Raw genomic sequence first — 20709 nt, 5'->3', positions numbered from 1 at the left:
AGAAAAAAAGTAATAGGAAGTCACGTAAAGAAGAAAGTCTTGCAGCAATCGTGTCTCTGATTGGCGTTGAGGCCAATGAGATACCTGCAATCAGCCCTCCTAATTCTTTGCTAAAGCCAAAATAATTGCCTAAAGTGGCCATGAGTGCCGCAAAGGCTATGGCAAAAATAATCAATAATTCCGGCGAATGAGCGATACGATTGACCAAAGGATTAGCCAAGTAGCGGATAAATACACCAACAAAGGTTAAAAGCATTATACCGTATAAAAAGATCGTTGCGATATGAGTTGTAAAGCCAACACTGTTTGCCTGGCTGCCAATACCAAAAGCGGATAAGGTTATCATGGCCAAAACAACTACCAGGTCTTGCACAATGAGAAATCCAATTGCAATACGGCCATGAAGCGAATCCACCTCATGTTTATCTGAAAGCAGCTTGACAATGATGATGGTACTGGAAAAGGTTAGCGCAACCGACACATAAAGTGCCGTCACTGAATCCATGCCGAGGAATTTGGCAATAAAAAAACCAATCAAGGAAGTAAAAAGGACTTGTCCAAGGCCTGTAGCTAAAGAAACCAGACCTAATGTCTTTATTAAATGCAGGTCTAGCTTCAGGCCGACAAGAAAAAGTAATACAGCAATTCCTAATTCAGCCAATAATTCAATGTGTTCATGGGACTGGACAATCCCAAGAAAGGCAGGTCCTACAAGGATGCCTACTATAATAAAGCCAACAATCATTGGCTGTCGAAGCAGCAAACAGAAAAAACCTACAATGGTTGCCATCATGAGAAGCGAAGTTAACTCATAAAATGGGGAAGCATGTATTAATGACCAATCCATCATAGGACCTTGTCCCCATAGAGAGTATTTTCTCCTGCACTGGCGTGTCTTATAGTGCTTACCCTTAAGCGAAGCTGCTTTTCAATTTCAATCACGGCAAAAAAAACAGCACCCGTTACAACGATGAGTACCCCATCCCAAAAAGGGATAGCTTCAGTAATAAATAGTGTCTGCAAAGGAGGGAAATAGGTGATTGCAAACTGTGCCACAGTAATCACGATAACTGCCATCCATACCACTTTGGTCCCTTGTACCCCTTTCCATGTGAGTGAGGTGGTATAAATGTTACGAATATAAAACAAGTGAAAAATTTCAAGTACAACCAGAGTGTTCAACGCGATTGTACGTGCTAACTCAAGTGAATACCCACGATCCAGTGCATAAAAATAGATGCCAAAAACGCCACAGATAAATAGAACGGAAACCAAAATAATATGCCATACCAAACCTCCAGTGAGCAAAGGTTCACTTCGAGGGCGAGGCGGGCGATGCATCGTTCCTTCTTCTGTAGGTTCAAAGGCTAGAGCAAGACCAAGCGTCACCGCAGTAATCAAATTAATCCATAAAATTTGAATAGGTGTTACGGGTAAACTTAAGCCTAAGAGCAGTGCCAGGATAATAGTCATTGCCTCACCCGCATTTGTAGGCAAGGTCCAGCTAATCACTTTTTTAAGATTGTCATAAACGGTACGGCCTTCCCGAACAGCCGCGACAATAGAGGCAAAATTATCATCTGTCAGTATGAACTCAGCGGCTTCTTTAGCAACTTCACTGCCTGTTTTGCCCATGGCAATTCCAGCATCCGCCCGTTTTAATGCTGGAGCATCATTCACCCCATCACCGGTCATAGCTACAGTCATACCATACGATTGCAATGCCATGATCAGTCTTAATTTATGTTCAGGGCTGGTGCGAGCAAAAATATCGGTATCCAATACCGCATTTCTAAGTGTCGCATCATTCATGTTATCCAAGTCAATGCCCGTTAATACCTTGTCCAAATGTTTAAGTCCTATTTGCCGACCAATGGCAAGCGCGGTACTGGCATGATCCCCTGTAATCATTTTGACGGCAATTCCTGCAGCATGGCATTGTGCTACTGCCGCAATCGACTCAGGCCTTGGAGGGTCAATTAAGCCAACCATTCCAAGTAACGTCAAACTGCCCTCAACATCCGCAAATTCCAAAACGGTATGCTCTGGCTTTGTTTTTTTGATTGCAAATGCCAGTACACGCTGTCCACGGGCCGCGATTTGCTCCATTTGCTCTTTCCAATACATTTCATTTAAAGGCTGTATTTCACCCCAATGGGTTTGTTGATTTTGGCACATCTTCAAAACTTGTTCAGGAGCGCCTTTTACAAGGATCATTGCATGCTTTAAATGGTTATGATTTAAGGTGGCCATGAAACGATGTCTGGCATCGAAAGGAATCACATCGGTACGTACCCACGATGCGTTTTCTTCTTTTAGAATCAGTCCTGTTTTACCGGCAAATACGAGTAAAGCACCCTCCATGGGATCGCCTTCTACAGTCCAAATCCCTTCTTGTTCATGAAGTGTGGCATCATTACACAGCAGTGCAGCACGTGCGAGTTTCTTAAGCAAAGGATGCTCGTTGCTATCGATCACTTCTTCGTTTAACGTAATCGTTCCTTGAGGTTCATAACCGATGCCATCCAAAATAAATAAGTGATTGCTGGTTAAGACCGAAGAGACGGTCATCTCATTTTGGGTCAGCGTACCGGTTTTATCGGTACAGATGACCGATACGGAGCCCAAGGTTTCAATGGCAGGTAGTCGGCGTACAATGGTGTGTCGTCGCGCCATGGCTTGCACGCCAATGGCTAGAGTAATTGAAAGAACTGCAGGAAGGCCTTCAGGGATAGCCGCAACCGATAAACCAACCATGACCATAAACAATTCACCAAACGGATGATGCTGGACAAAATAACCATAAGCAAGAAGAATTGCAGCAATTAATAAAATGAATAAAGTGAGCCATTTTGCAAACAGCCCCATTTGTAGGACTAATGGCGTAGTTAATGATTCTACGCGTGACAATAATCCACTAATACATCCAATTTGAGTCGTGGAGCCTGTTTCTACAACAATCCCTTTGCCTTGGCCATTAGTCACTAGGGTTCCGCTAAAAGCCATGCACGTCCGGTCCCCTAAAGCAGCATTCTTTGAAACAGGATGAATGTGTTTTTCAACTGGGACGGATTCGCCAGTGAGTATGGCCTCCTGAATAGTAAGACCATGAGATTTTATTAAGCGTACATCCGCAGGAACTTTATCTCCTGCTTCCAACACAATAATATCGCCTGGAACAAGCTTCTCGCCGGCAATGCGTACTCGCTCACCATCCCTTACTGCGGTAGCAGTAGGAGAAAGCATTTTTCGAATCGCATCCAGTGCTTTTTCTGCTTTTCCTTCCTGGATGAATCCTATCAGGGCATTGATGATAACAACAGCTAAAATAACCGCAGTATCTACCCAGTGTTGTAAGAAAGAAGTTACTAGGGAAGCCGCTAATAACACATAGATAAGTATGTTATGAAGCTGGAGTAAAAAGCGAAAAAAAGTGCTGGTTTTTTTGGGCTCTGGTAAGCGATTGAAGCCATAAACCTTTAATCTGCTTTGAGACTCCTCCTCGCTTAAACCCAGTTCTGTAGCATTTAATGTCGCAAAAATGGTTTCTTTGGATTGCTCATGCCAGCATGGTTCTGAGAGGACGTCTTGTTGTTCTGCCATGATATTTTTTTCCCTGATTAATACGCTTTTACTGGTGAAACAAACCCAAGAGGCTTTAATGCCAATAAGGAACAATCAATTTTCTGCAAAATATTCTCTGCGGTATTGCCAATAATAAATCCCGATATACCCGTGCGGGCGACCGTACCCATTACTAAAATGTCGATTTTTTTATGAGTTATGAACTCTGGGATAACCTCTTCTGGTTGCCCTTTGGGGTGTTCTATATGGTACTCCCCAGAAATTTGCGACCGCTTAATCAAATCTCGTAGCAACAATCCGTGAGCATGTTGTTCTTCAACGACCATTTTCTCGAGCTCATCTTCAGAGATTTTTATCCAGACGCTGTCTCTTAAATAATTTTCCAGTACAAACCCCCAGCAAGAAAGGATGCTTAATTTCCCCTGATAAAAGGTGTTCAATGAATGCGAAAGCGCCAATAAACGAAGCGACAAATCTTGTGCGGCAGGCTCTTCATCTTTGGGATCTATTGCGACTGCAATGCGAATGTCTTGTAGGGTGTGTTTCAGTGGGCGATAAAGAAACAAGGCACAAGGGCATTTGCGCAATAGTTCCATATCCAGCGCTTTGAATCCTTTCATACCCTCTGGTGTTTCAGCTGCTTTAATGAGGAGGTCATGAGAATTTTTAAGAACATGGCGAATGATTCGGATATCGGGTGTCGTGCCACAATCTACTTCAATATCGATGGGGATTTTCTTTTTAGGAAAGCCAAGCCCTGATTTTGCCGATTGAATGGCTTTATTCATTTTATCAATTAGAGATTCTTCATAAGAAGCTTTATACTCACTCAGTGTGTCAGGAAAAGGAGGGCAGGTAATTAAGATACGCAGTTGTGCTTCATTTTTAGAAGCTAATTTTAGTGCCAACTGTAAGGCTTCTGTTTCATCTTTCACTCCATGACTAACAAATAAAATATTATGAAATCGTTGCATTACTTATTCCTCCTTGAAGCGGTTTTTTGAGAAAGCAACGATTCAGCATTGTGTTTGAACCATTGCTTTTGAGCCTCTTACATGTACTGGCCGCCATTCACATCCAGATTGGCCCCAGTAATAAAACCTGATGCAGAAGATGCCAAAAAGGCAACGGCTTCTGCAACATCTTGTGGGAGGCCTAAACGCCCAACCGGTATTGCTGAAATTATAGTATTTAATACGTCTTCTCGCATGGTGCTCAGCATGGGCGTTTCAATATAGCCAGGGGAGATGGTGTTCACCGTAATGCCCTTGCTCGCTACTTCAAGTGCCAGGCTTTTGGTAAAGCCAAATAAAGCGGCTTTAGTTGCTGCGTAATTACATTGTCCAAACTGACCTTTACGTCCGTTAATGGAGGAAATGGAGATAATCCGTCCATATCCTTTTTCAAGCATTGCGGGTAAGGTATTTCTCGTCATATTAAATACGCTGGTTAAATTCGCATCCAATACAGATTGCCATTGCTCTAGCGACATCTTTTTTAAACTGGAATCCTGAGTTACCCCTGCATTGTTGACCAGTACGTCAATACGTCCATAACGCTCCATGACGAGCGAAACCAATTTTTCGCAATCATTAAACTGCGCGATATCCGCATACAGTATATCAATCTCAAACCCTGCTTTTTGTTGTGCTTTCTGCCACTGAATTGCTTCTTCATGATTGCCATTTTTGAAGTAGCAGGCAATGACACAATAGTCTGTTGCTAATCGTTGGCAAATTGCAGTGCCAATTCCGCCTGTACCACCAGTAACAATAGCTATCTTTTTTTCCATGATTATCCTCCTTATTAAATTAGTTTGTCCCTATAAAAAAGTACTTTATGGCTAACGTTTGATTGATGCCCTTTTTAGCATTAAAAATCCAGCTAATCCTGATATAAAAGAACCAAGAACCACCCCAATTTTAACCATTGGCATTAAACTTGAGTCATTATTTTGGTAGGCTAACGTGCCAATAAAAAGACTCATGGTAAAGCCAACGCCACAAATGAGTGCAATGCCATAGACTTGAGTAAGGCTCACCTTATCTGCTTTAAGAATTTGCTTGAACTTAACAAAATAACCTAAAGAGATGAAAATGCCGAATTGTTTGCCAAGAAACAATCCTAATCCAACTCCGAGTACGATAGGATGAGTAAACATCGATACATCAAGTCCTATAAAGGTAACGCCTGCATTAGCAAATGCGAACAGAGGAAGAATTAAAAAAACAACCCAATGATGTAATCCATCTTCCAAACGAGACAGCATGGATTGTTTCCCCTCATCAGGAATCGTCATGGCAATCACAATCCCTGCAAGGGTTGCATGAACGCCTGATTTTAATACCGCAATCCACAAAGAAGCTCCAAAAAGCATGAAGACCGAGATATGACGACATTTGAAATAATTTAAGCCAATCAAAATCAAAGTAAACAATAAAGCGAGTGAAAGCGAGAGTAACGATAAGTTCTCGGTATAAAATAATGCAATAATAATAATGGCTGCAATATCATCAAAAATAGCGATTGCGGTGAGTAAAATTTTAAGTGAAAAAGGAACGTTAGAGCCTAAAAGAGATACAATCCCTAAAGTAAAGGCAATATCAGTGGCAGTGGGGATTGCCCACCCTTTAAGATACACTGGATTGTGAGCGTTAAAGAAAATAAAGATTAATGCTGGAAATATCAATCCGCTTAATGCCGTAAGGGCAGGAACTAAAAGGTTTGTTTTGTTACTTAAAATTCCGCGATTGATTTCCCGTTTTATTTCAAGACCAATCAATAAGAAATATATGGCCATTAATCCATCATTAATCCACAAAAGGAGCGGTTTTTTTATAGACAGACTTCCAACAGAGACATTGCCACTAATACTTAAAAAATGTTCATAACCCATACGATAAGGGGAGTTAGCAACAATTATTGCAAGTACTGCAGCAATGAATAATAGAGTCCCGCCAAGAGTTTCTAAGTTGTAAAAGGAATCCGATTTTTTCATGAATTTATTTTATAATTTATTAAAAAAATTAAGTGTACCCGGTATTGCTATTCGGTACAATTTGCGGTTCACAGGGATTTGATTTACCTATCATTTCTACTATTATTATTGGGAGTCGATTATCCAGTGTATGACTCAATTTAGAAAAGAGGAATTTTTCGAATAACCGCTCATTATTCTGATACTTTTAACATAGGGATTAAGCATGCCCCATCTTGGGACAATTATAACGGATTTGGCATGGCCCATTAGCTTGGTTATCGCTTGGATTTTTGGAGAAATTGGATTTCGATGGGCGAAACTACCTCATATCAGTGTTTATGCAATGATTGGCTTTATTCTTGCACCAACTCAAATGGGATTATTACCAAAAAGCGAAACTTCATCCATTTTATTTTTAGCAAATATTGGTTTTGGACTGATTTTATTTGAATCTGGATATCGAATAAATTTACGATGGTTTTTTAATAACTTATGGATTTTTGCAACCAGTTTTGCGGAAGCGGCACTAACTTTTGTGTTGGTTTATCTGGTAACAAAATACTTTGGGTTAAATCAATCTAAAAGTCTGTTGTTAGCAGCACTATCCACAGCTACCTCTCCGGCAACCATTATTCGCATAATTCATGAACAGCATAGTTCTGGACAAGTAACAGAGCGTACTCTTCATTTGTCAGTATTAAATTGTATTTTTGCGGTATTTCTTTTTAAGGTTATTATTGGTTTGGTCATTTTTAGAAACTCTGGCGATTTATGGGACGCAATTTCTCAGAGCTTAATTGTTCTATTAATCTCAACTAGCTTAGGAATCCTATTTGGAGTGGTTCTACCTACTCTTCTTAAAACGTTTAAAAATACGTGCAGTGACAACACACTCGCATTTTCAATTGCACTAATTTTATTAGTAGCTATAACACATTATTTTAAACTTTCCCCAGTACTAGCAACTCTAACCTTTGGGATTGTGTCTCGGCATGGTCGTATTGTATTTAACTCTTCTCAACGTGGATTTGGTACGTTAGGCGATTTATTAACCGTTTTATTATTTGTATTTATTGCAGCACAAATCGATTGGCATCTAGTGGCGAACGGATGGGCTCTTGGATTATCTATTATTCTTGTTCGGCAGTTAGCAAAAATTAGTGGCATTAGCTTACTTGCTTATTACAGTGGAATCTCCTTGAAAAAGGGCCTACTTACAGGGGTTGCAATGGCGCCAATTTCTGTATTTGTCATCTTAATATTAGAACAAATTCGGTATATAGGGCTCAATTTAGTTGAGACTCTAGCTCCACTGGCAGTGGTTGCAATTAGTTTAGAAGTTATAGGTCCAATTATGGTTCAATATTCGTTTTATTTTGCAAAAGAGACTCCAGCAACAAAGGAGAGATAAAATGCCTTTGGAGGTATTTAATGATTCCAAGCTCTTGACCATGGGTGTTGAGCTTGAATTGCAATTAGTTAGTCTTAGTGATTATGATTTAACGGATTCCAGTCCTGATTTGCTGGAATTATTAAAACGTCATCCATTTCCAGGCGCTTTTACGCCTGAAATAACTGAAAGCATGATCGAAGTTTCCACTGATGTTCATAGTGATTATGAGCAACTTTTAAAGCAATTGTTGGCTATTCGCGACAATTTAATATTCGCTGGAGATAAGTTGAATATTGGGATCTGTGGTGGTGGATCACATCCATTTCAATTATGGTCAGAGCGAAAAATATTTAACAAATTACGGTTTATAGAGGTATCTAAACTTTACGGGTACTTATCCAAGCAATTCACTATATTTGGTCTACATATTCATATTGGCTGTACTTCCGGAAAAGAAGCTCTTTTTCTACTTCATAGTTTGAATCGCTATATTCCACATTTTATTGCCCTATCTGCTTCTTCTCCTTTTGTACAGGGAAAGGATACTATGTTCAACTCCGCACGACTAAATTTCGTTTTTGCATTTCCTTTAAGCGGTCGAGCACCCTATGTATTAGATTGGGAACAATTTAATACATATTTCGCCAAAATGGAGCGAACTGGCATAGTTCATAGTATGAAAGACTTTTATTGGGATATTCGCCCAAAACCTGAGTTCGGAACAATTGAATTACGTGTTTGTGATACTCCCTTAACAGTAAATCGAGCCGCAGCTTTAGCTTCTTATTTGCAATCATTATGCGCCTATCTACTTGAAAGAGAAGAACCTCTTCCAACTGAAGATGATTATCTTGTATACAACTATAATCGATTTCAAGCGTGTCGGTTTGGTTTGGAAGGGACCATTATTCACCCTAAAACATATGCGCCAATATCGCTACGGGAAGATATACTGACTACGATACGTTTAATACAATCACATGCTGAACAATTAAACGGTATGGGTGCATTGGACCATATAAATAGAATTACCCATCAGGGAAGTGACGCGTCATTTTTGCGACAAACATTTATAGAGCAAACAAGTTTAGAAAGTATAGTGGATGCATCATTAAAACAATTTAGATTTTCAAAATAGGGCTTTTGCAACAAGATCTCAGATTAATCTCAAAAAATTTCCTGCTTTTATAATTTATTACTCGAAACATGATTTACAAGTCGGCTTAAAATTAATTGACTCACTTTATTCAATCGCAGCATAATTCTATATGCTTCCGTTTTAAGTATGATTATTATATTCTCACTTAAAACGCTTCATGAGGCATTCTGTAAACAGTTCATTCTAAAATTATCACACGCAGGGTCGCTTTGAGGTTCTATAAGAGGAGCATATAAATGTATAAAAAAATTATAGTCGCATTTGATGACAGTGATACATCGTATTATGCGCTACAAGAAGCAATCAAATTAACAAAGGAAGCGAAAGCAGATTTACTTATTATTCATGTTGTTGAGGAAAACTTCCTGTTTCATGGAGGGCCGAGCTTTGATTATGGAGCTCTTAAAGCCGTATATAGAGAAGAAGGACAGCGAGTTTTAGATAAAGCAAAAAAAGTGATGACCAGTCACTCCTCAATTAAATTTGAAGCCAAACTAATAGAGCTTATATCGTCTCAGGGAAGAATTGCCGAGGTTATAGCTGAAGAAGCAGCAAACTGGCCTGCAGATTTACTTGTTCTTGGAACACATGGCCGACGAGGATTTAGCCGATTATTCATTGGCAGTGTAGCCGAAAATACCTTACGCATTGCAACAATCCCTGTTTTACTCATCCGCAGTCCAGCAACCAGCTAATAAAAATTTTTATGCCGTGAGTATCTCATCAACTGTTGCAAAGTAAATCGATTTTCTTTTTAACTACCCGAATAAAATTATTTACGTGAAATTTTTTTCTTTGCTAATAGCGATGCTTGACATGGGCTTAGAGCTATGCAAAAGATTAAGGTGATCACTACAGTACCCAAAGCAATGAAGATAGGGATTTTAAACCAAGGTGCAATGAGCATCTTGACGCCCACAAAGACTAAAATTAATGCAATTCCATATTTAAGGAGATGGAAACGACGATGCATATTAGCCAATAAAAAATATAATGCGCGTAATCCAAGTATTGCGAAAATATTCGAGGTAAAAATAATAAAGGGATCATTTGTTACTGCGAAAATAGCAGGAATGCTATCTACTGCAAAAATCAGATCACTGACTTCGACAAGAATCAATACAAGGAAAAGGGGGGTAACATACCATAATTGATTGTGGACAATAAAAAATCGTTCACCTTGCAGTTCGTCAGTAATGCGCAGATGCTGGCGCATCCAACGAAGAACAGGATTTTTTGCGAGATCTGGTTCATGTTCGGCAAAGAAAGCCATTCTAATACCTGTAATTATCATCAAAAAGCCAAAGAGGTAAAGTACCCAGTGAAATTGATTCACTATCCATATACCTAGTAAGATAAGAATTAAGCGCATAACGATGGCACCGAGTACTCCATAGATTAGGACTCGTCGTTGATATTCTGCCGGGATGGAGAAATAACTAAAAATCATGAGAATAACGAACACATTGTCGATAGATAAAGATTTCTCGATGAGATATCCTGTGAGAAATTCCAGTGCTTTTTCATTAGCAATTTGTGTGTTGGACGTGTATACAAGATACCACCAAAAGAGCAGGTTAAAAATGAGTGCTAACATGAACCATACAATAGTCCAGGACAGAGCTTCTTTTGTTGAAACGCGATGCGCTTTTCGTCCGCTTAATAAAAACAGATCAATAGCAAGCATCATGATCACAAAGACTAAAAAACCTAACCACATCCACCACTCACTGACTGTAGTCATCTGATCATTCTCTGACACGTAGTTAAATTAATCGGGTGTAGCGCCATAATCCACTTCAACATCGCCCCTGATTTTGCCAATTGAATGGCTTTGTTCATTTTGTTAATTAACGATTCTTCATCAGAAGTTTTGTATTCACTCAGTGTGTCAGGAAAAGTCGGGCACGTATTGAAGATACGCAGTTGTGCTTCGTTATTAGAGGCTAACTTTAGTGCCAACTGTAAGGCTTCTGTTTCATCCTTCACTCCAGGGCTTACAAATAGAATACTATGAAATCGTTGCATTAGTTATTCCTCCTTGAAACGAGTTTGTTTGAAAAGCAATGGTTCAGCATCGTGTTTGAACCATTGCTTTTAAGCCTCTTTAATGTACTGGCCGCCATTCACATCTAGATTAGCCCCGGTGACAAAACCTGAAGTAAGGGAGGCCTAAACGCCCAACTGGTATTGCTGAAATTATAGTATTTAATACGTCTTCTCGCATGGAGCTTAGTATGACGCTCATTAATGAGCGAATTTAAAACATTTATCTTTTACGAAGATGGATCCATTTTAAAAAGTAGTTATAGTAGATAGGACATAATTATGTTTGTATAGTGATAAGAGGATGTTTTTAAGGATATTCTTATGGATGACAATTTATATAAAGAGGCATTACTCAGGCTCGATAATGCCTCTACTCTCGCTTCTCTTGATCCAGAAGCAGTTGAAAAGTTAAAACATGCAAAAGCATGCCTTGAGGTGGCGATACCAGTACGAATGGATGATGGACAATTAAAAATATTTACCGGTTATCGTGTCCATCATAATTCTATACGGGGCCCCACTAAAGGGGGCATTCGCTTCCATCCAGAAGTGAGTCTTTCTGAAATAAAAGCTTTAGCTTTCTGGATGACCATTAAGTGTGCTGTAGTTGGTATACCTTTTGGTGGTGCAAAAGGTGGCGTTATTGTTCATCCGAAACAATTATCACGCCTTGAATTAGAACGATTAAGCCGAAGTTACATTACATCCATAGCAGATTTTATTGGACCTGATTTAGATATTCCTGCCCCTGATATGTATACAAACGCTATGATTATGGGATGGATGATGGATGAATACTCTAAAATTGTCCGTCAAGCAACACCGGCTGTAATTACAGGGAAACCTTTACCGTTGGGTGGAAGCCAGGGCCGAGAAAGTGCTACAGGTTTAGGTGCTTATTATTGTATTAAAGAACTGGAAAAAATAAAAAAATGGCCTCCTCAAAAAATGCGCGTAGCTATTCAAGGTTTTGGAAATGCAGCACAACCGTTAGCGCAATTGTTACATCGAGATGGTTATAAGATTGTGGCGGTTAGTGATTCCAGAGGTGGTATATACCGGGCACAAGGCTTTGATATTCCAAGTATTATTTATGCAAAAAACAAATTTGAACAGGTTCAAGCCGTCTATTGTGAAGATTCAGTTTGCCAAATGGTTAAAGCAACTCAGATAACTAATGAAGAACTTTTAGAATTAAAAGTTGATATTTTAATTTTGGCGGCACTTGAAAACCAAATAACTAAAGAAAATGCGGAAAGAATAAAAGCACCTATCATTATTGAGGTTGCTAATGGACCTACTACAGCAGATGCCGATGATATTTTAAAGAGAAAAAATATTCTCGTCGTGCCCGACGTTTTAGCTAATGCAGGCGGGGTTACGGTAAGTTATTTTGAATGGGTTCAGAATAAATCAGGTTACTATTGGACCTTAGCACAGGTCCAAAGACGTTTACGGGCTATCATATCAAGAGAATTTAACAAAGTTTTTGAGTTACAGGAAGCTTATCAAGTTGACCTGCGTACTGCTGCTTATATTCATGCATTAAATCGACAGGCGGAAGCTGTCACAGCCCAAGGGACTCATGATTATTTTTCCGAGTCTTATTGAAAAAATCTATTTCTGAATACTCTATGAAACGTTGACTAAAATATGCTCGTGCTCGTGTATCAATTTGGTACTATCTAATTCTCTAAAAAATCATTATAAGGGATTGTTTTAACTGCAAAGATTGCGTTTTTATTTGCAAGGAAATATGGCGGCGTAATTGATGATAGGCTCCGTTTCGATTTAATACAACTTGTACGGATTGGAGTTTCATTACATCGCTAATGTAATCTAACAAATAATCACTCCTTAAAACCGCATTCATATCCCATAATACAAGTTTGGTTAGATTGCTCAATGCATTGCAGCTCCATTTGCTTTAATTTGTTTCTCCAACGAACAATGAAGCTAAAAGTGACTTTTTCATAATAACGTTAAGAGTTTTGATCCATATTTTATCTGTCAACCTAAAATTAATGTCCTATTATTAAATCAAGGAGGATAAATATTATTCATACACTTGGGTTTTGAATACATATGATTTCATTATGGCCAATCAAATACTAAGGGTGAATTATGAAAAAAATATTCTTGGCAGTTCTTACGACATTACAAACATCATGGGTATATAGTTCTGATTATTATGGGCCAACCCTCTGTATTTACCCTCAGTATGATTGCTTAAAAGTAGCTCATGGTCATAGTTGGGAAAATCTTTTTCCAGATCCACAACAACGTGATTTAGTTCAGCGGTTGAATCGCAGTTACAATACTCTTTGGCCTGGTAAAGAAATTGCAGTTCCCGTTAATTTGGCGAATTTAAACCTCTTTGATATTTCCCCATTCCAATTAAAAGTTGATGCTGACGGAGAAAAGCAAATTATTGTTGATCAGGAAAAACTGGCTTGGGCTGCGTATAATCACCAGGGGCATTTAGTAAAATGGGGACCTATCTCTTCAGGTCGTGACAAATGTGTGGATAGCCCGAAATCGTGCAGAACACTCACTGGGACATTTCGTGTTTTTAGTAAAGAAAATGAACAGTGTCGATCCAACACCTATGATAATGCCAAAATGCCTTATTGCATGTATTTCCATAAAGGATTTGCTCTTCATGGTTCCAATGACATTCCAGGATACCGTGCAAGTCATGGATGTGTGCGTCTATTTACGGAAGATGCCAAATGGTTAAATCATGAGTTCATTGAATTATCTAGCGAAAATAATGATTTTCTGGGAACTAAAGTCATAATAAAGCCCTTACTTACCAACTCAACAATTCCAACTAAGGCCAAAAGGTAATTTGCCCATCCAATGAACCCATTCACTCAAAGCCAGTTTTATTGTTTTCTAAAATGTGGATTTCATTTACTATAATCATAATAGCAATGGCTCGTTTTGCTAACATAGGTTTTCTCGCATATCCAGCTCAAACTAGCAATGAAAAGAATTGTATAAGGTGTTAGTTGGTGCTTTGCAACCCTCTAGAACAAGACGCCTGTTTCAATAAGAAGCCGTCCTTGCTGTGGTTCGTGCCATTCTGACCAAAGGCAGAACCGCAGTAATATTATTTGCCTCCACAAAGGAAACCTCACCGTGTGCAAAGAAGATGCCTCGTTGGTAGGTTGGTGTTAGCGTTAGCTACCAGGCATTACTGCCAGGACCAATTGATCCCGCCTGTTGTATCAATATATTAGGCGCGACCAGCAATGCTCCAATAGGTATTGAAAACAAATTTTGTTGATAAAGCAACGCCATAAGTCGATGCCGAGTTCAGTAGACCGATACCAGTGTCCTTAGGAACATGAGTAAATTGTAATGAAGGACTAACCGTCAACTGCCCTGAGGTATAAGAATAAATCAAACCATAAATGTGACTGTTATTCTGCGCTAACGGAGTCATTAGACTGGCTGTCATTTGATAAAGATTTACAAAGAGTATTAGAACTTACTGAAAAATTGCTTCCTATCTATTTGCTTTTTGCACATATGCGCTTAGTCAATGCGACGTGCCCTATTGCACTTGGTAGTATTCCGCGAATGAATAATCGAGTTAAAGAAGCTTTTCTGTGGTTTATAAAAAATCTCGGAATTATCCATTAAAATTCCACTGCTAAATCAAATTAATTAAGCTATTAATATTTCCCAGTATATCTCACAATACAGGCAATAACGCCGATAATTTTAGCATCAGTTACTTTATCAATTTTTATATTCCCCCAATTATCATTTTCGGCACGTAATTCAAATGGATTAAATTCTTTTGATAAAACTAGTTGCTTGTATTTTCGTACAATAACCTCATTGTCTTCGTTTAGCTGTGCTACAACTAAACTTCCTGGGTGTGGCTCAGAATTAGGATCAATAATTAAAATATCATTTACTCTCAATTCTGGGTGCATGCTTTCATCTTTCATTTTTAGAGCAAATGCGTTTTCTCCAATATGAGTACTAAGTTCAGCAGAAATAGGTATAAAGTCTATTTTATCTAAATTATGTTCGTTCCTCATCGTTTGAATAAATTCTTTAGCATCACAGGCTTGTTGATGATCAAGTATTGGAATCAACAATCCTAATCCTGGAGTTTTTTGTGGACGTTTCTCATCGGTTAGACACATTAAATAAGCAGGTGAAATATCCAGTGCTTTGGCCAGTTGTTTTATTTCTTCTGGCCCTGGAGTCCTATCACCTCGTTCCCAATTGCTAATTCTTGATTGTTTAAGATCATCCGTTAGCTCCTCCAGAGCTTTTCTTGTTAAGCCCTTTGCTATTCGTTCTTCTTGAATTCTTTGACCAATTCTTTCTTTTATATTCATATTAACCAACCCAATTAATCCCATGTTGTGAAAATATATATTGACATCGCATCAAATAGTGTTAAATTAAAATTATTATTTACACGAATCGTACGATTGCGATGGTTGTTAATAATAAATATACCATAGAAAAAAAATAATAACGAATTTATACACGGATTGAGAGTGAATGATGGATTTTGTAATTAATGATAAAGAACTTGCTACTTTATGTGGGTTACCTCACTTTCAGCAATTGGCTTACCTAAGAGGGATAAGACCATATATGGACGTCAAAACAGGCTTGGTCGGTATTAAGCGTGGAATCAGCTATCAATCAATCGCAGAGCAACTATATATCGAGCCGCATCAAGGAATTAAAAGCGAGAGTTATTCGCGTATGCAAATACGCCGCGCTTTATCTGCTTTAGGGCGTGCAGGGCTTATTACACCACATTCCGAAGGCTTAAAATTAATTTTAAAATGCGAATTAGCCACAAGGGATTATTCTGTCCAAAATAAACTAGACCTAAACCCGACACAGCAACTAGTCCTTGTTAAAAATAAACAATGTCTTATAAATACAGGCTTTCCAGAGACATATTCACTAAAAGCCGACATAGATAAATCGCCAAAAGCCGACACACCTCTAAAAGAAGATAATTATTATATTTTTTTATTATCGCAATTCGAAAAATTTTGGGATTTGTATCCTCTAAAAAAAGCAAAGCAAAAAGCATGGGAAGCATTTCAAGATCTCCATCTCACTGCTGAGTTATTAACGAAAATTTATTCATCGTTACAACAACAAATCCAGTTTTATCAGCAACAGCACAGCCAAGGTCAATGGGTTGCTGCCTGGAAATATCCTGCTAATTGGTTAGCCCAACATTGTTGGGAAGATGAGATTCAAAGTAATACGTGTCAGGAGACAAATAATGCAGTCCATGAAACAAATTATAAGAAACAACCCGTTAGAGACAGCTTCTGGGAGTCCTGTAAATCAGGCCTTGAAGAAGAAATCGATGACAGCAACATCATCGAACTCAGCGTCTATCGAGGAACAACGAAAGCGTATTGATCGGTTATTTTTGAGGTTTGCAGCAATGTATGGACAGGTTTGGCGTAGCCAATTTAAAAGCGATGAATATTTAGTTTTTGTTAAAAATGAATGGCAACAAGGACTATTTGACTATGCAGATAACATCCTTGAGCTAGCGATTGAGTTATGTCGAAAAAATAAAGAATTACCACCAACTTTACCGCAATTTATCGATTTTTGTAAAAACTGCTCTAAGAGAAGTGCATTTTTTGAACGAGATGAATCTCCCAAAAAGAATAACCCTGAAGTGGCTAAAACCCATTTGCAGAAAATAAAACAAATTTTAAATATGAAAATTAACTAAAAAGGAGAAGATGATGTTGAGTTTAACTAGAAGAGTGGGTGAAAGCATTGTTATTGGAGAGGATATATTTATTACGGTTCTGGCATGTAAAGGGAATCAAGTACGCGTTGCTTTTAATGCACCTAACTCAGTACCAATCCACCGTTATGAAATTTATCAAAAAATTCAATATGAAAAGCGAGAGGGTTTTGTCGATCCTACAAAGAAATTCTGTCCATCAATGCAGCAATCAATTCTCAATCACCATTAAATGGGAGCAGAAACATGTCTTTATTAAATCAGTATAGAAGTAACGTGTTAAGCAACATTAACGCTCATACTGGAAAGATTTTAATACTTATTTGCTTGCTTATAATGACACAGGGAAGTTTTGCTGAAGATGCCTTATCTGCTGCTGAGCCTGTGGTAAAAGACACTTACAACGGCTCAATAAAAACCTATCTTTATGTCGGAGAGGCTGTTGCGGCTGTTTGTACCTTAATTTTTACCCGAAATATTAAGACGCTCGGTGCAGTTGGTGGAGTGGCTATTTTTTTAAATGTCGTTGCAATGCTGGCAGGGATTTGAGATGGAGGATCCAAAAAAATACAAAACACCCCAATTTCTCAATGAACCTTATCGATTGATTATTTTTACAATTGATGAGGTCATTGTGGCGGTATTAACACTTTATGTCATTGGTGCTGTTTGTGGTTTCGCCGTTACTTCCCTCGTCTTAACTTGTGCATTTTTATTTCTTCTGAAACGCATGAAGGGGAATGAGGGGCCTTATTTTTATATCCACCTTTTTTATTGGTTTTTTTCTCTATCGCCAAAGTTGCGAGCAACACCACCGTCATGGATTAGAACGTTTTTGGGGTAACCGATGAAAATAGAACAAAAAAAATCAGAGTTAATGAAGGAAAAAAAGACCCGAGTTTTACTCATGGGAATTAGTAGCGTATTACTTGGTATGGCATTCATGCAATCAATTACCATTGTAGCCTTATTGCATTATGCTCATAGCAAACACGAAACTCGTTTTATTCCCCCTAAAATATCTCAAGAATTTACGCTTTCTGGAACAGGTGTATCAGAAGGCTATTTAAGAGATATGACTAATTTCTTAACACAACTTCGTTTTAATGTGACATCAAGCTCGGCCACTTATCAATTTAATGCGCTCTTAGCTTATGTAAATCCCTCATTGTATGGCGACATAAGAGCGCAATTGGTAAAGGAAGTAGAGCTAATCAATCACGAACATTTATCCAGTGTGTTTTATCCATCAACCTTTGAAATTGATATCAAACACTTGAGCGTAAAAGTAATAGGGCAGATGAAGCGTTTTGTAGGCGCCGATTTAATGTCTGATGTTCGGGAGACTTTTTTAGTTAGATATTCCTATGAGTATGGCCTGTTGAAATTAACGAATCTAGAGAAGGTGTAATCATGAAACAAATGGCAATGATATTAAGCCTAGGTTTATTCATAGCAACAGCGCAAGCGGCCCAAATAAAAACGGTTAGAAATTATGAGGATATTTTCATTAATGCCTCAATTAAGGAACCCAATAATCTTGTGTTAGAGGATGATCGTATTCAGCAAATAAAAGCGCCAGGTAACACCTTGATTGATGCATGCAATGGAAAAGCAAATTGCAAGTTAATTGATGATACGACTGGCATTCTAACTTTTTTACCATCGCCACTTTATCACACGCGCGCTTTTACGATTAATTTGCTTACAGAAAAAGGATTTTTTATAACGTGCGCGTAGAGCCAAAGCCTATTCCATCACAAACAATCGTTTTTAAATCCTATAAAAATCCTGTAATTCGTGCTCGCGCCCCACGTACCTCAAGTTATGAAAAAGTGATGGTTGGTTTTTACGAGCACTGGTTAACGGGTATTTACCAGAGGGGTTTACTCAAATCATACCCAAAAAGCTTTCTGTATATAAAGGGCAAAAAACACAATTAAAACGTTTGTTAACCGTTCAAGGCAATCGTATGCGAGGTGAAATTTTTGAATTAAAGAACATCACCAATCAGCCTATTGATGCTAAGGAATCCTGGTTTAATTGGCCTGGAACCAAAGGGGTGGCGCTAGCAAAAAATCATTTAGCACCATTTGAAACAACTCGATTGTACAGGATTAGCTAATATGTCTCTTCAACTCAAAAAGCAACAACAAATTCTTTTAGGTATTGTGGTTGGTGTAATAGTGCTTGTGATCGCCTGCTTTGCCTTATTGGGAAACAAGACGGTCAAATCCAAAGAGGTTGATAAGCCCACTTATAAAAAACACAGCTTAGCTAGCCCAATATCGACAAGCACTAATGAATCCCACTGGATTGAAAAAACACAAAATGCCTGGCGCGCCGAGCTTGAAAAATCAGAGCTCCTTGATAAAAACCTTAAAGCGCTAGGTGATGAAAAAGACAAGCAAAGCAAACTCATTAGCAAGCAAAAAGATGAACTTGCGGAAATGAAATCAACGCTTTCTGAACTGAAGCATCAAATAGTTAAGCTACAAATGGAACGCGTAACTCCAGCAGAAAGAACATTAAAAAACAATGAGCTACACAATGGATTATTACCCCGAGCGAATGAAGCAACAGTGAATAACTCTATGGAGATGGATTCAGGATTTATTCAATACACTGCCAAGTTGAATAAAAAGCCAAGCCACGAATTAAAACACCCAATAATTATGTCTTCTCCAATACCTTTGCTAAAGCAGTTGTTTTACAAGGTGCAGATGCATCTGCTGGAGTTTTAAGCCAGGCCAACCCCGATATTATGATATTTCAAATAATCGATGATGGAATTATGCCGAATAAATATAGGGCACCTCTTAAAGGATGTATGGTAAGTGCCTCTGTAATTGGCGATATATCAAGCGAGCGAGGAAAGTTTCGTACCGAACGATTAAGTTGCATTCATTCCAATGGTACCAATCTCGACATCCAGGTTACTGGCGTCATTTCAGACTCCAAAAACGGAATTCGTGGACGTGCCGTCTGGCGTGATGAGCCGATGGTGAAAAAAGCGTTTTGGGGTAATTTCTGGGAAAGCATGGGTAATATTGGTCAGCAATATTCCACAGATTACAGCACTTCTGCTCTTGGAAGTGTGGCAACAATCCAACCTGGAAAAATTCCCCTCGCAGCTGTTTCTAGCGGTGGATCGGGTGCGGCCAAAATGTATGCGCAGTACAACATCAAGCGTGCTGAAATGTACCATCCGATTATTCAATTGCCACCAATGGTTACAGTAGATGTAACTTTTCTAAAAGGTTTTTGGCTTGATGGAGGAACTGATACTAATGCACCTGACCAACCAGAAGACAACCAAAACTCCAAAGGCGTTTATGAAGTGACGTCAGAGTCTGAAACTGCTGAAGAAAAAGCTGCTAATCAATTTTTCTATAAAAACCACTCTTTTTAAGGATGTAAAGAACATGAAGATTTTAATTGCCTTATTACTGTTGCCCTGTGTTGTTTTAACAGGTTGTACCAAATTGAACGAGGACTTTGATTGTCCAGCACCAAATGGAGGTTCGTGTAAACGTATGGATGAGGTTTATGACATGGTGAATGGTAAGGGTAAATTAGCTGTAGCCCCTAGCCGAAATCCTTTAGTGATTGACGGAAGACCAGGCCAGCCTGTGCGTTATGGAGAAGGGGTGATGTCTCTTTGGATAGTTCCTTATGAGGACACTGATGGCAATTATCATCAAGCCAATCGGGTCTACAGTGTTGTTAAAGAAGGACGATGGGTGCATCAGCCACAATCCGTTTCAAAATAAGGA

The 20709-nt window shown here is 38.7% G+C and carries 26 protein-coding genes and 1 pseudogene; 16 read left to right on the top strand and 11 right to left on the bottom strand.

The window, feature by feature from the left end; translation table 11 throughout:
• The 5 genes from DY223_RS18930 to nhaA all read right to left on the bottom strand — a co-directional run.
• The coding region (locus tag DY223_RS18930; RefSeq protein WP_174223940.1) for a cation:proton antiporter domain-containing protein at positions 1-850 on the bottom strand (850 nt) is incomplete at its 3' end.
• Entirely contained in the window at positions 847-3603 is a 2757-nt protein-coding gene (locus tag DY223_RS18925) for a cation-transporting P-type ATPase (protein ID WP_058459476.1), read from the bottom strand. The genes DY223_RS18930 and DY223_RS18925, both read right to left, overlap by 4 nt.
• 17 nt (positions 3604-3620) lie before the next feature.
• Positions 3621-4559 (bottom strand): universal stress protein, encoded by a 939-nt coding sequence (locus DY223_RS18920; protein WP_058459475.1) that lies wholly within the window; start codon positions 4557-4559, stop codon positions 3621-3623.
• A 77-nt stretch (positions 4560-4636) separates the two neighbouring features.
• Positions 4637-5377, bottom strand: coding sequence for an acetoacetyl-CoA reductase (gene phbB / locus DY223_RS18915; RefSeq protein ID WP_058459474.1), 741 nt, complete (start codon positions 5375-5377; stop codon positions 4637-4639).
• A 51-nt stretch (positions 5378-5428) separates the two neighbouring features.
• On the bottom strand, positions 5429-6583 hold the full coding sequence (gene nhaA / locus DY223_RS18910; protein ID WP_058459473.1) for a Na+/H+ antiporter NhaA: 1155 nt from the start codon (positions 6581-6583) through the stop codon (positions 5429-5431).
• A gap of 205 nt (positions 6584-6788) precedes the next feature.
• Here nhaA and DY223_RS18905 point away from each other — a divergent pair, with 205 nt between their 5' ends.
• From DY223_RS18905 to DY223_RS18895, 3 genes are all read left to right on the top strand, one after another.
• A complete protein-coding gene (locus tag DY223_RS18905; RefSeq protein ID WP_058459472.1) occupies positions 6789-7976 on the top strand; it encodes a cation:proton antiporter in 1188 nt (395 codons plus the stop codon).
• A 1-nt stretch (position 7977) separates the two neighbouring features.
• The gene (locus DY223_RS18900; RefSeq protein ID WP_058459471.1) at positions 7978-9096 is read left to right on the top strand and encodes a YbdK family carboxylate-amine ligase; all 1119 of its coding nucleotides are present in this window, start codon (positions 7978-7980) and stop codon (positions 9094-9096) included.
• 257 nt (positions 9097-9353) lie between these two features.
• Positions 9354-9812, top strand: coding sequence for a universal stress protein (locus DY223_RS18895; RefSeq protein WP_058459470.1), 459 nt, complete (start codon positions 9354-9356; stop codon positions 9810-9812).
• A gap of 77 nt (positions 9813-9889) precedes the next feature.
• Here DY223_RS18895 and DY223_RS18890 read toward each other — a convergent pair whose 3' ends face one another.
• The 3 genes and pseudogenes from DY223_RS18890 to DY223_RS19855 all read right to left on the bottom strand — a co-directional run.
• Complete coding sequence (locus DY223_RS18890; protein WP_058459469.1) at positions 9890-10861, bottom strand: TerC family protein; 972 nt, start codon at positions 10859-10861, stop codon at positions 9890-9892.
• Complete coding sequence (locus DY223_RS18885; RefSeq protein ID WP_058459468.1) at positions 10858-11145, bottom strand: hypothetical protein; 288 nt, start codon at positions 11143-11145, stop codon at positions 10858-10860. Before DY223_RS18885 ends, DY223_RS18890 begins: the two co-directional genes overlap by 4 nt.
• 69 nt (positions 11146-11214) lie before the next feature.
• A pseudogene (locus DY223_RS19855) lies at positions 11215-11356 on the bottom strand (acetoacetyl-CoA reductase); the annotation flags it as partial.
• Positions 11357-11487: 131 nt separating this feature from the next.
• On the opposite strand from DY223_RS19855, the gene DY223_RS18880 reads away from it, so the two are divergent.
• Positions 11488-12777 carry a Glu/Leu/Phe/Val family dehydrogenase gene (locus DY223_RS18880; RefSeq protein ID WP_058459467.1) on the top strand — a complete coding sequence of 430 codons (1290 nt, stop codon included), beginning with the start codon at positions 11488-11490 and terminating at the stop codon, positions 12775-12777.
• Positions 12778-12859: 82 nt separating this feature from the next.
• Here DY223_RS18880 and DY223_RS18875 read toward each other — a convergent pair whose 3' ends face one another.
• On the bottom strand, positions 12860-13072 hold the full coding sequence (locus DY223_RS18875; RefSeq protein ID WP_058459466.1) for a Tn3 family transposase: 213 nt from the start codon (positions 13070-13072) through the stop codon (positions 12860-12862).
• Positions 13073-13290: 218 nt separating this feature from the next.
• On the opposite strand from DY223_RS18875, the gene DY223_RS18870 reads away from it, so the two are divergent.
• Positions 13291-14016 (top strand): L,D-transpeptidase, encoded by a 726-nt coding sequence (locus tag DY223_RS18870; RefSeq protein ID WP_058459465.1) that lies wholly within the window; start codon positions 13291-13293, stop codon positions 14014-14016.
• Between the two features lie 391 nt (positions 14017-14407).
• Here the strand turns inward: DY223_RS18870 and DY223_RS18865 are convergent, their stop codons facing one another.
• Complete coding sequence (locus DY223_RS18865; RefSeq protein WP_115684407.1) at positions 14408-14632, bottom strand: outer membrane beta-barrel protein; 225 nt, start codon at positions 14630-14632, stop codon at positions 14408-14410.
• Positions 14633-14849: 217 nt separating this feature from the next.
• Entirely contained in the window at positions 14850-15530 is a 681-nt protein-coding gene (locus DY223_RS18860; protein WP_058459464.1) for a LexA family protein, read from the bottom strand.
• A 172-nt stretch (positions 15531-15702) separates the two neighbouring features.
• Between DY223_RS18860 and DY223_RS18855 the strand changes: the two genes are divergently transcribed.
• The 11 genes from DY223_RS18855 to traV all read left to right on the top strand — a co-directional run bounded on the left by DY223_RS18855 (position 15703) and on the right by traV (position 20706).
• Entirely contained in the window at positions 15703-16590 is an 888-nt protein-coding gene (locus DY223_RS18855) for a Vir protein (RefSeq protein WP_082642461.1), read from the top strand.
• The gene (locus tag DY223_RS18850; protein ID WP_064115044.1) at positions 16535-16915 is read left to right on the top strand and encodes a hypothetical protein; all 381 of its coding nucleotides are present in this window, start codon (positions 16535-16537) and stop codon (positions 16913-16915) included. Before DY223_RS18855 ends, DY223_RS18850 begins: the two co-directional genes overlap by 56 nt.
• Positions 16916-16928: 13 nt before the next feature.
• Positions 16929-17165 (top strand): carbon storage regulator CsrA, encoded by a 237-nt coding sequence (gene csrA, locus DY223_RS18845; protein WP_058459461.1) that lies wholly within the window; start codon positions 16929-16931, stop codon positions 17163-17165.
• Between the two features lie 14 nt (positions 17166-17179).
• Positions 17180-17482 (top strand): hypothetical protein, encoded by a 303-nt coding sequence (locus DY223_RS18840; protein ID WP_058459460.1) that lies wholly within the window; start codon positions 17180-17182, stop codon positions 17480-17482.
• A gap of 1 nt (position 17483) precedes the next feature.
• Positions 17484-17777, top strand: a complete 294-nt coding sequence (gene traL, locus DY223_RS18835) for a type IV conjugative transfer system protein TraL (RefSeq protein ID WP_058459459.1) — start codon at positions 17484-17486, stop codon at positions 17775-17777.
• A 3-nt stretch (positions 17778-17780) separates the two neighbouring features.
• On the top strand, positions 17781-18344 hold the full coding sequence (gene traE / locus DY223_RS18830) for a type IV conjugative transfer system protein TraE (protein WP_058459458.1): 564 nt from the start codon (positions 17781-17783) through the stop codon (positions 18342-18344).
• 2 nt (positions 18345-18346) lie between these two features.
• Positions 18347-18673 carry a TraK domain-containing protein gene (locus tag DY223_RS19670; RefSeq protein WP_259293235.1) on the top strand — a complete coding sequence of 109 codons (327 nt, stop codon included), beginning with the start codon at positions 18347-18349 and terminating at the stop codon, positions 18671-18673.
• Positions 18674-18791: 118 nt separating this feature from the next.
• Positions 18792-19058 (top strand): TraK domain-containing protein, encoded by a 267-nt coding sequence (locus DY223_RS19665; protein ID WP_338067155.1) that lies wholly within the window; start codon positions 18792-18794, stop codon positions 19056-19058.
• 1 nt (position 19059) lies between these two features.
• On the top strand, positions 19060-19677 hold the full coding sequence (locus DY223_RS19660) for a hypothetical protein (protein WP_259293234.1): 618 nt from the start codon (positions 19060-19062) through the stop codon (positions 19675-19677).
• On the top strand, positions 19590-20345 hold the full coding sequence (locus DY223_RS19655) for a TraB/VirB10 family protein (protein WP_259293236.1): 756 nt from the start codon (positions 19590-19592) through the stop codon (positions 20343-20345). Before DY223_RS19660 ends, DY223_RS19655 begins: the two co-directional genes overlap by 88 nt.
• 13 nt (positions 20346-20358) lie before the next feature.
• Positions 20359-20706, top strand: a complete 348-nt coding sequence (gene traV, locus DY223_RS18815) for a type IV conjugative transfer system lipoprotein TraV (RefSeq protein WP_058459455.1) — start codon at positions 20359-20361, stop codon at positions 20704-20706.
• The last annotated feature ends 3 nt before the right edge of the window (positions 20707-20709 follow it).

The organism is Legionella bozemanae (assembly GCF_900450575.1).
GTDB classification, from domain to species: Bacteria; Pseudomonadota; Gammaproteobacteria; order Legionellales; family Legionellaceae; genus Legionella; species Legionella bozemanae.
Note: the sequence above shows the minus strand (reverse complement) of the source record. Positions and strands in the feature narration are given on the sequence as shown.

What these genes read in the sequence shown, in the direction of transcription:
- DY223_RS18925 (WP_058459476.1), bottom strand. Translation starts at nt 3,603, where the DNA reads ATGGCAGAACAACAAGACGTCCTCTCAGAACCATGCTGGCATGAGCAA.
- DY223_RS18920 (WP_058459475.1), bottom strand. Translation starts at nt 4,559, where the DNA reads ATGCAACGATTTCATAATATTTTATTTGTTAGTCATGGAGTGAAAGAT.
- phbB (WP_058459474.1), bottom strand. Translation starts at nt 5,377, where the DNA reads ATGGAAAAAAAGATAGCTATTGTTACTGGTGGTACAGGCGGAATTGGC.
- nhaA (WP_058459473.1), bottom strand. Translation starts at nt 6,583, where the DNA reads ATGAAAAAATCGGATTCCTTTTACAACTTAGAAACTCTTGGCGGGACT.
- DY223_RS18905 (WP_058459472.1), top strand. Translation starts at nt 6,789, where the DNA reads ATGCCCCATCTTGGGACAATTATAACGGATTTGGCATGGCCCATTAGC.
- DY223_RS18900 (WP_058459471.1), top strand. Translation starts at nt 7,978, where the DNA reads ATGCCTTTGGAGGTATTTAATGATTCCAAGCTCTTGACCATGGGTGTT.
- DY223_RS18895 (WP_058459470.1), top strand. Translation starts at nt 9,354, where the DNA reads ATGTATAAAAAAATTATAGTCGCATTTGATGACAGTGATACATCGTAT.
- DY223_RS18890 (WP_058459469.1), bottom strand. Translation starts at nt 10,861, where the DNA reads ATGACTACAGTCAGTGAGTGGTGGATGTGGTTAGGTTTTTTAGTCTTT.
- DY223_RS18885 (WP_058459468.1), bottom strand. Translation starts at nt 11,145, where the DNA reads ATGCAACGATTTCATAGTATTCTATTTGTAAGCCCTGGAGTGAAGGAT.
- DY223_RS18880 (WP_058459467.1), top strand. Translation starts at nt 11,488, where the DNA reads ATGGATGACAATTTATATAAAGAGGCATTACTCAGGCTCGATAATGCC.
- DY223_RS18870 (WP_058459465.1), top strand. Translation starts at nt 13,291, where the DNA reads ATGAAAAAAATATTCTTGGCAGTTCTTACGACATTACAAACATCATGG.
- DY223_RS18865 (WP_115684407.1), bottom strand. Translation starts at nt 14,632, where the DNA reads ATGACAGCCAGTCTAATGACTCCGTTAGCGCAGAATAACAGTCACATT.
- DY223_RS18860 (WP_058459464.1), bottom strand. Translation starts at nt 15,530, where the DNA reads ATGAATATAAAAGAAAGAATTGGTCAAAGAATTCAAGAAGAACGAATA.
- DY223_RS18855 (WP_082642461.1), top strand. Translation starts at nt 15,703, where the DNA reads ATGGATTTTGTAATTAATGATAAAGAACTTGCTACTTTATGTGGGTTA.
- DY223_RS18850 (WP_064115044.1), top strand. Translation starts at nt 16,535, where the DNA reads ATGACAGCAACATCATCGAACTCAGCGTCTATCGAGGAACAACGAAAG.
- csrA (WP_058459461.1), top strand. Translation starts at nt 16,929, where the DNA reads ATGTTGAGTTTAACTAGAAGAGTGGGTGAAAGCATTGTTATTGGAGAG.
- DY223_RS18840 (WP_058459460.1), top strand. Translation starts at nt 17,180, where the DNA reads ATGTCTTTATTAAATCAGTATAGAAGTAACGTGTTAAGCAACATTAAC.
- traL (WP_058459459.1), top strand. Translation starts at nt 17,484, where the DNA reads ATGGAGGATCCAAAAAAATACAAAACACCCCAATTTCTCAATGAACCT.
- traE (WP_058459458.1), top strand. Translation starts at nt 17,781, where the DNA reads ATGAAAATAGAACAAAAAAAATCAGAGTTAATGAAGGAAAAAAAGACC.
- DY223_RS19670 (WP_259293235.1), top strand. Translation starts at nt 18,347, where the DNA reads ATGAAACAAATGGCAATGATATTAAGCCTAGGTTTATTCATAGCAACA.
- DY223_RS19660 (WP_259293234.1), top strand. Translation starts at nt 19,060, where the DNA reads ATGTCTCTTCAACTCAAAAAGCAACAACAAATTCTTTTAGGTATTGTG.
- traV (WP_058459455.1), top strand. Translation starts at nt 20,359, where the DNA reads ATGAAGATTTTAATTGCCTTATTACTGTTGCCCTGTGTTGTTTTAACA.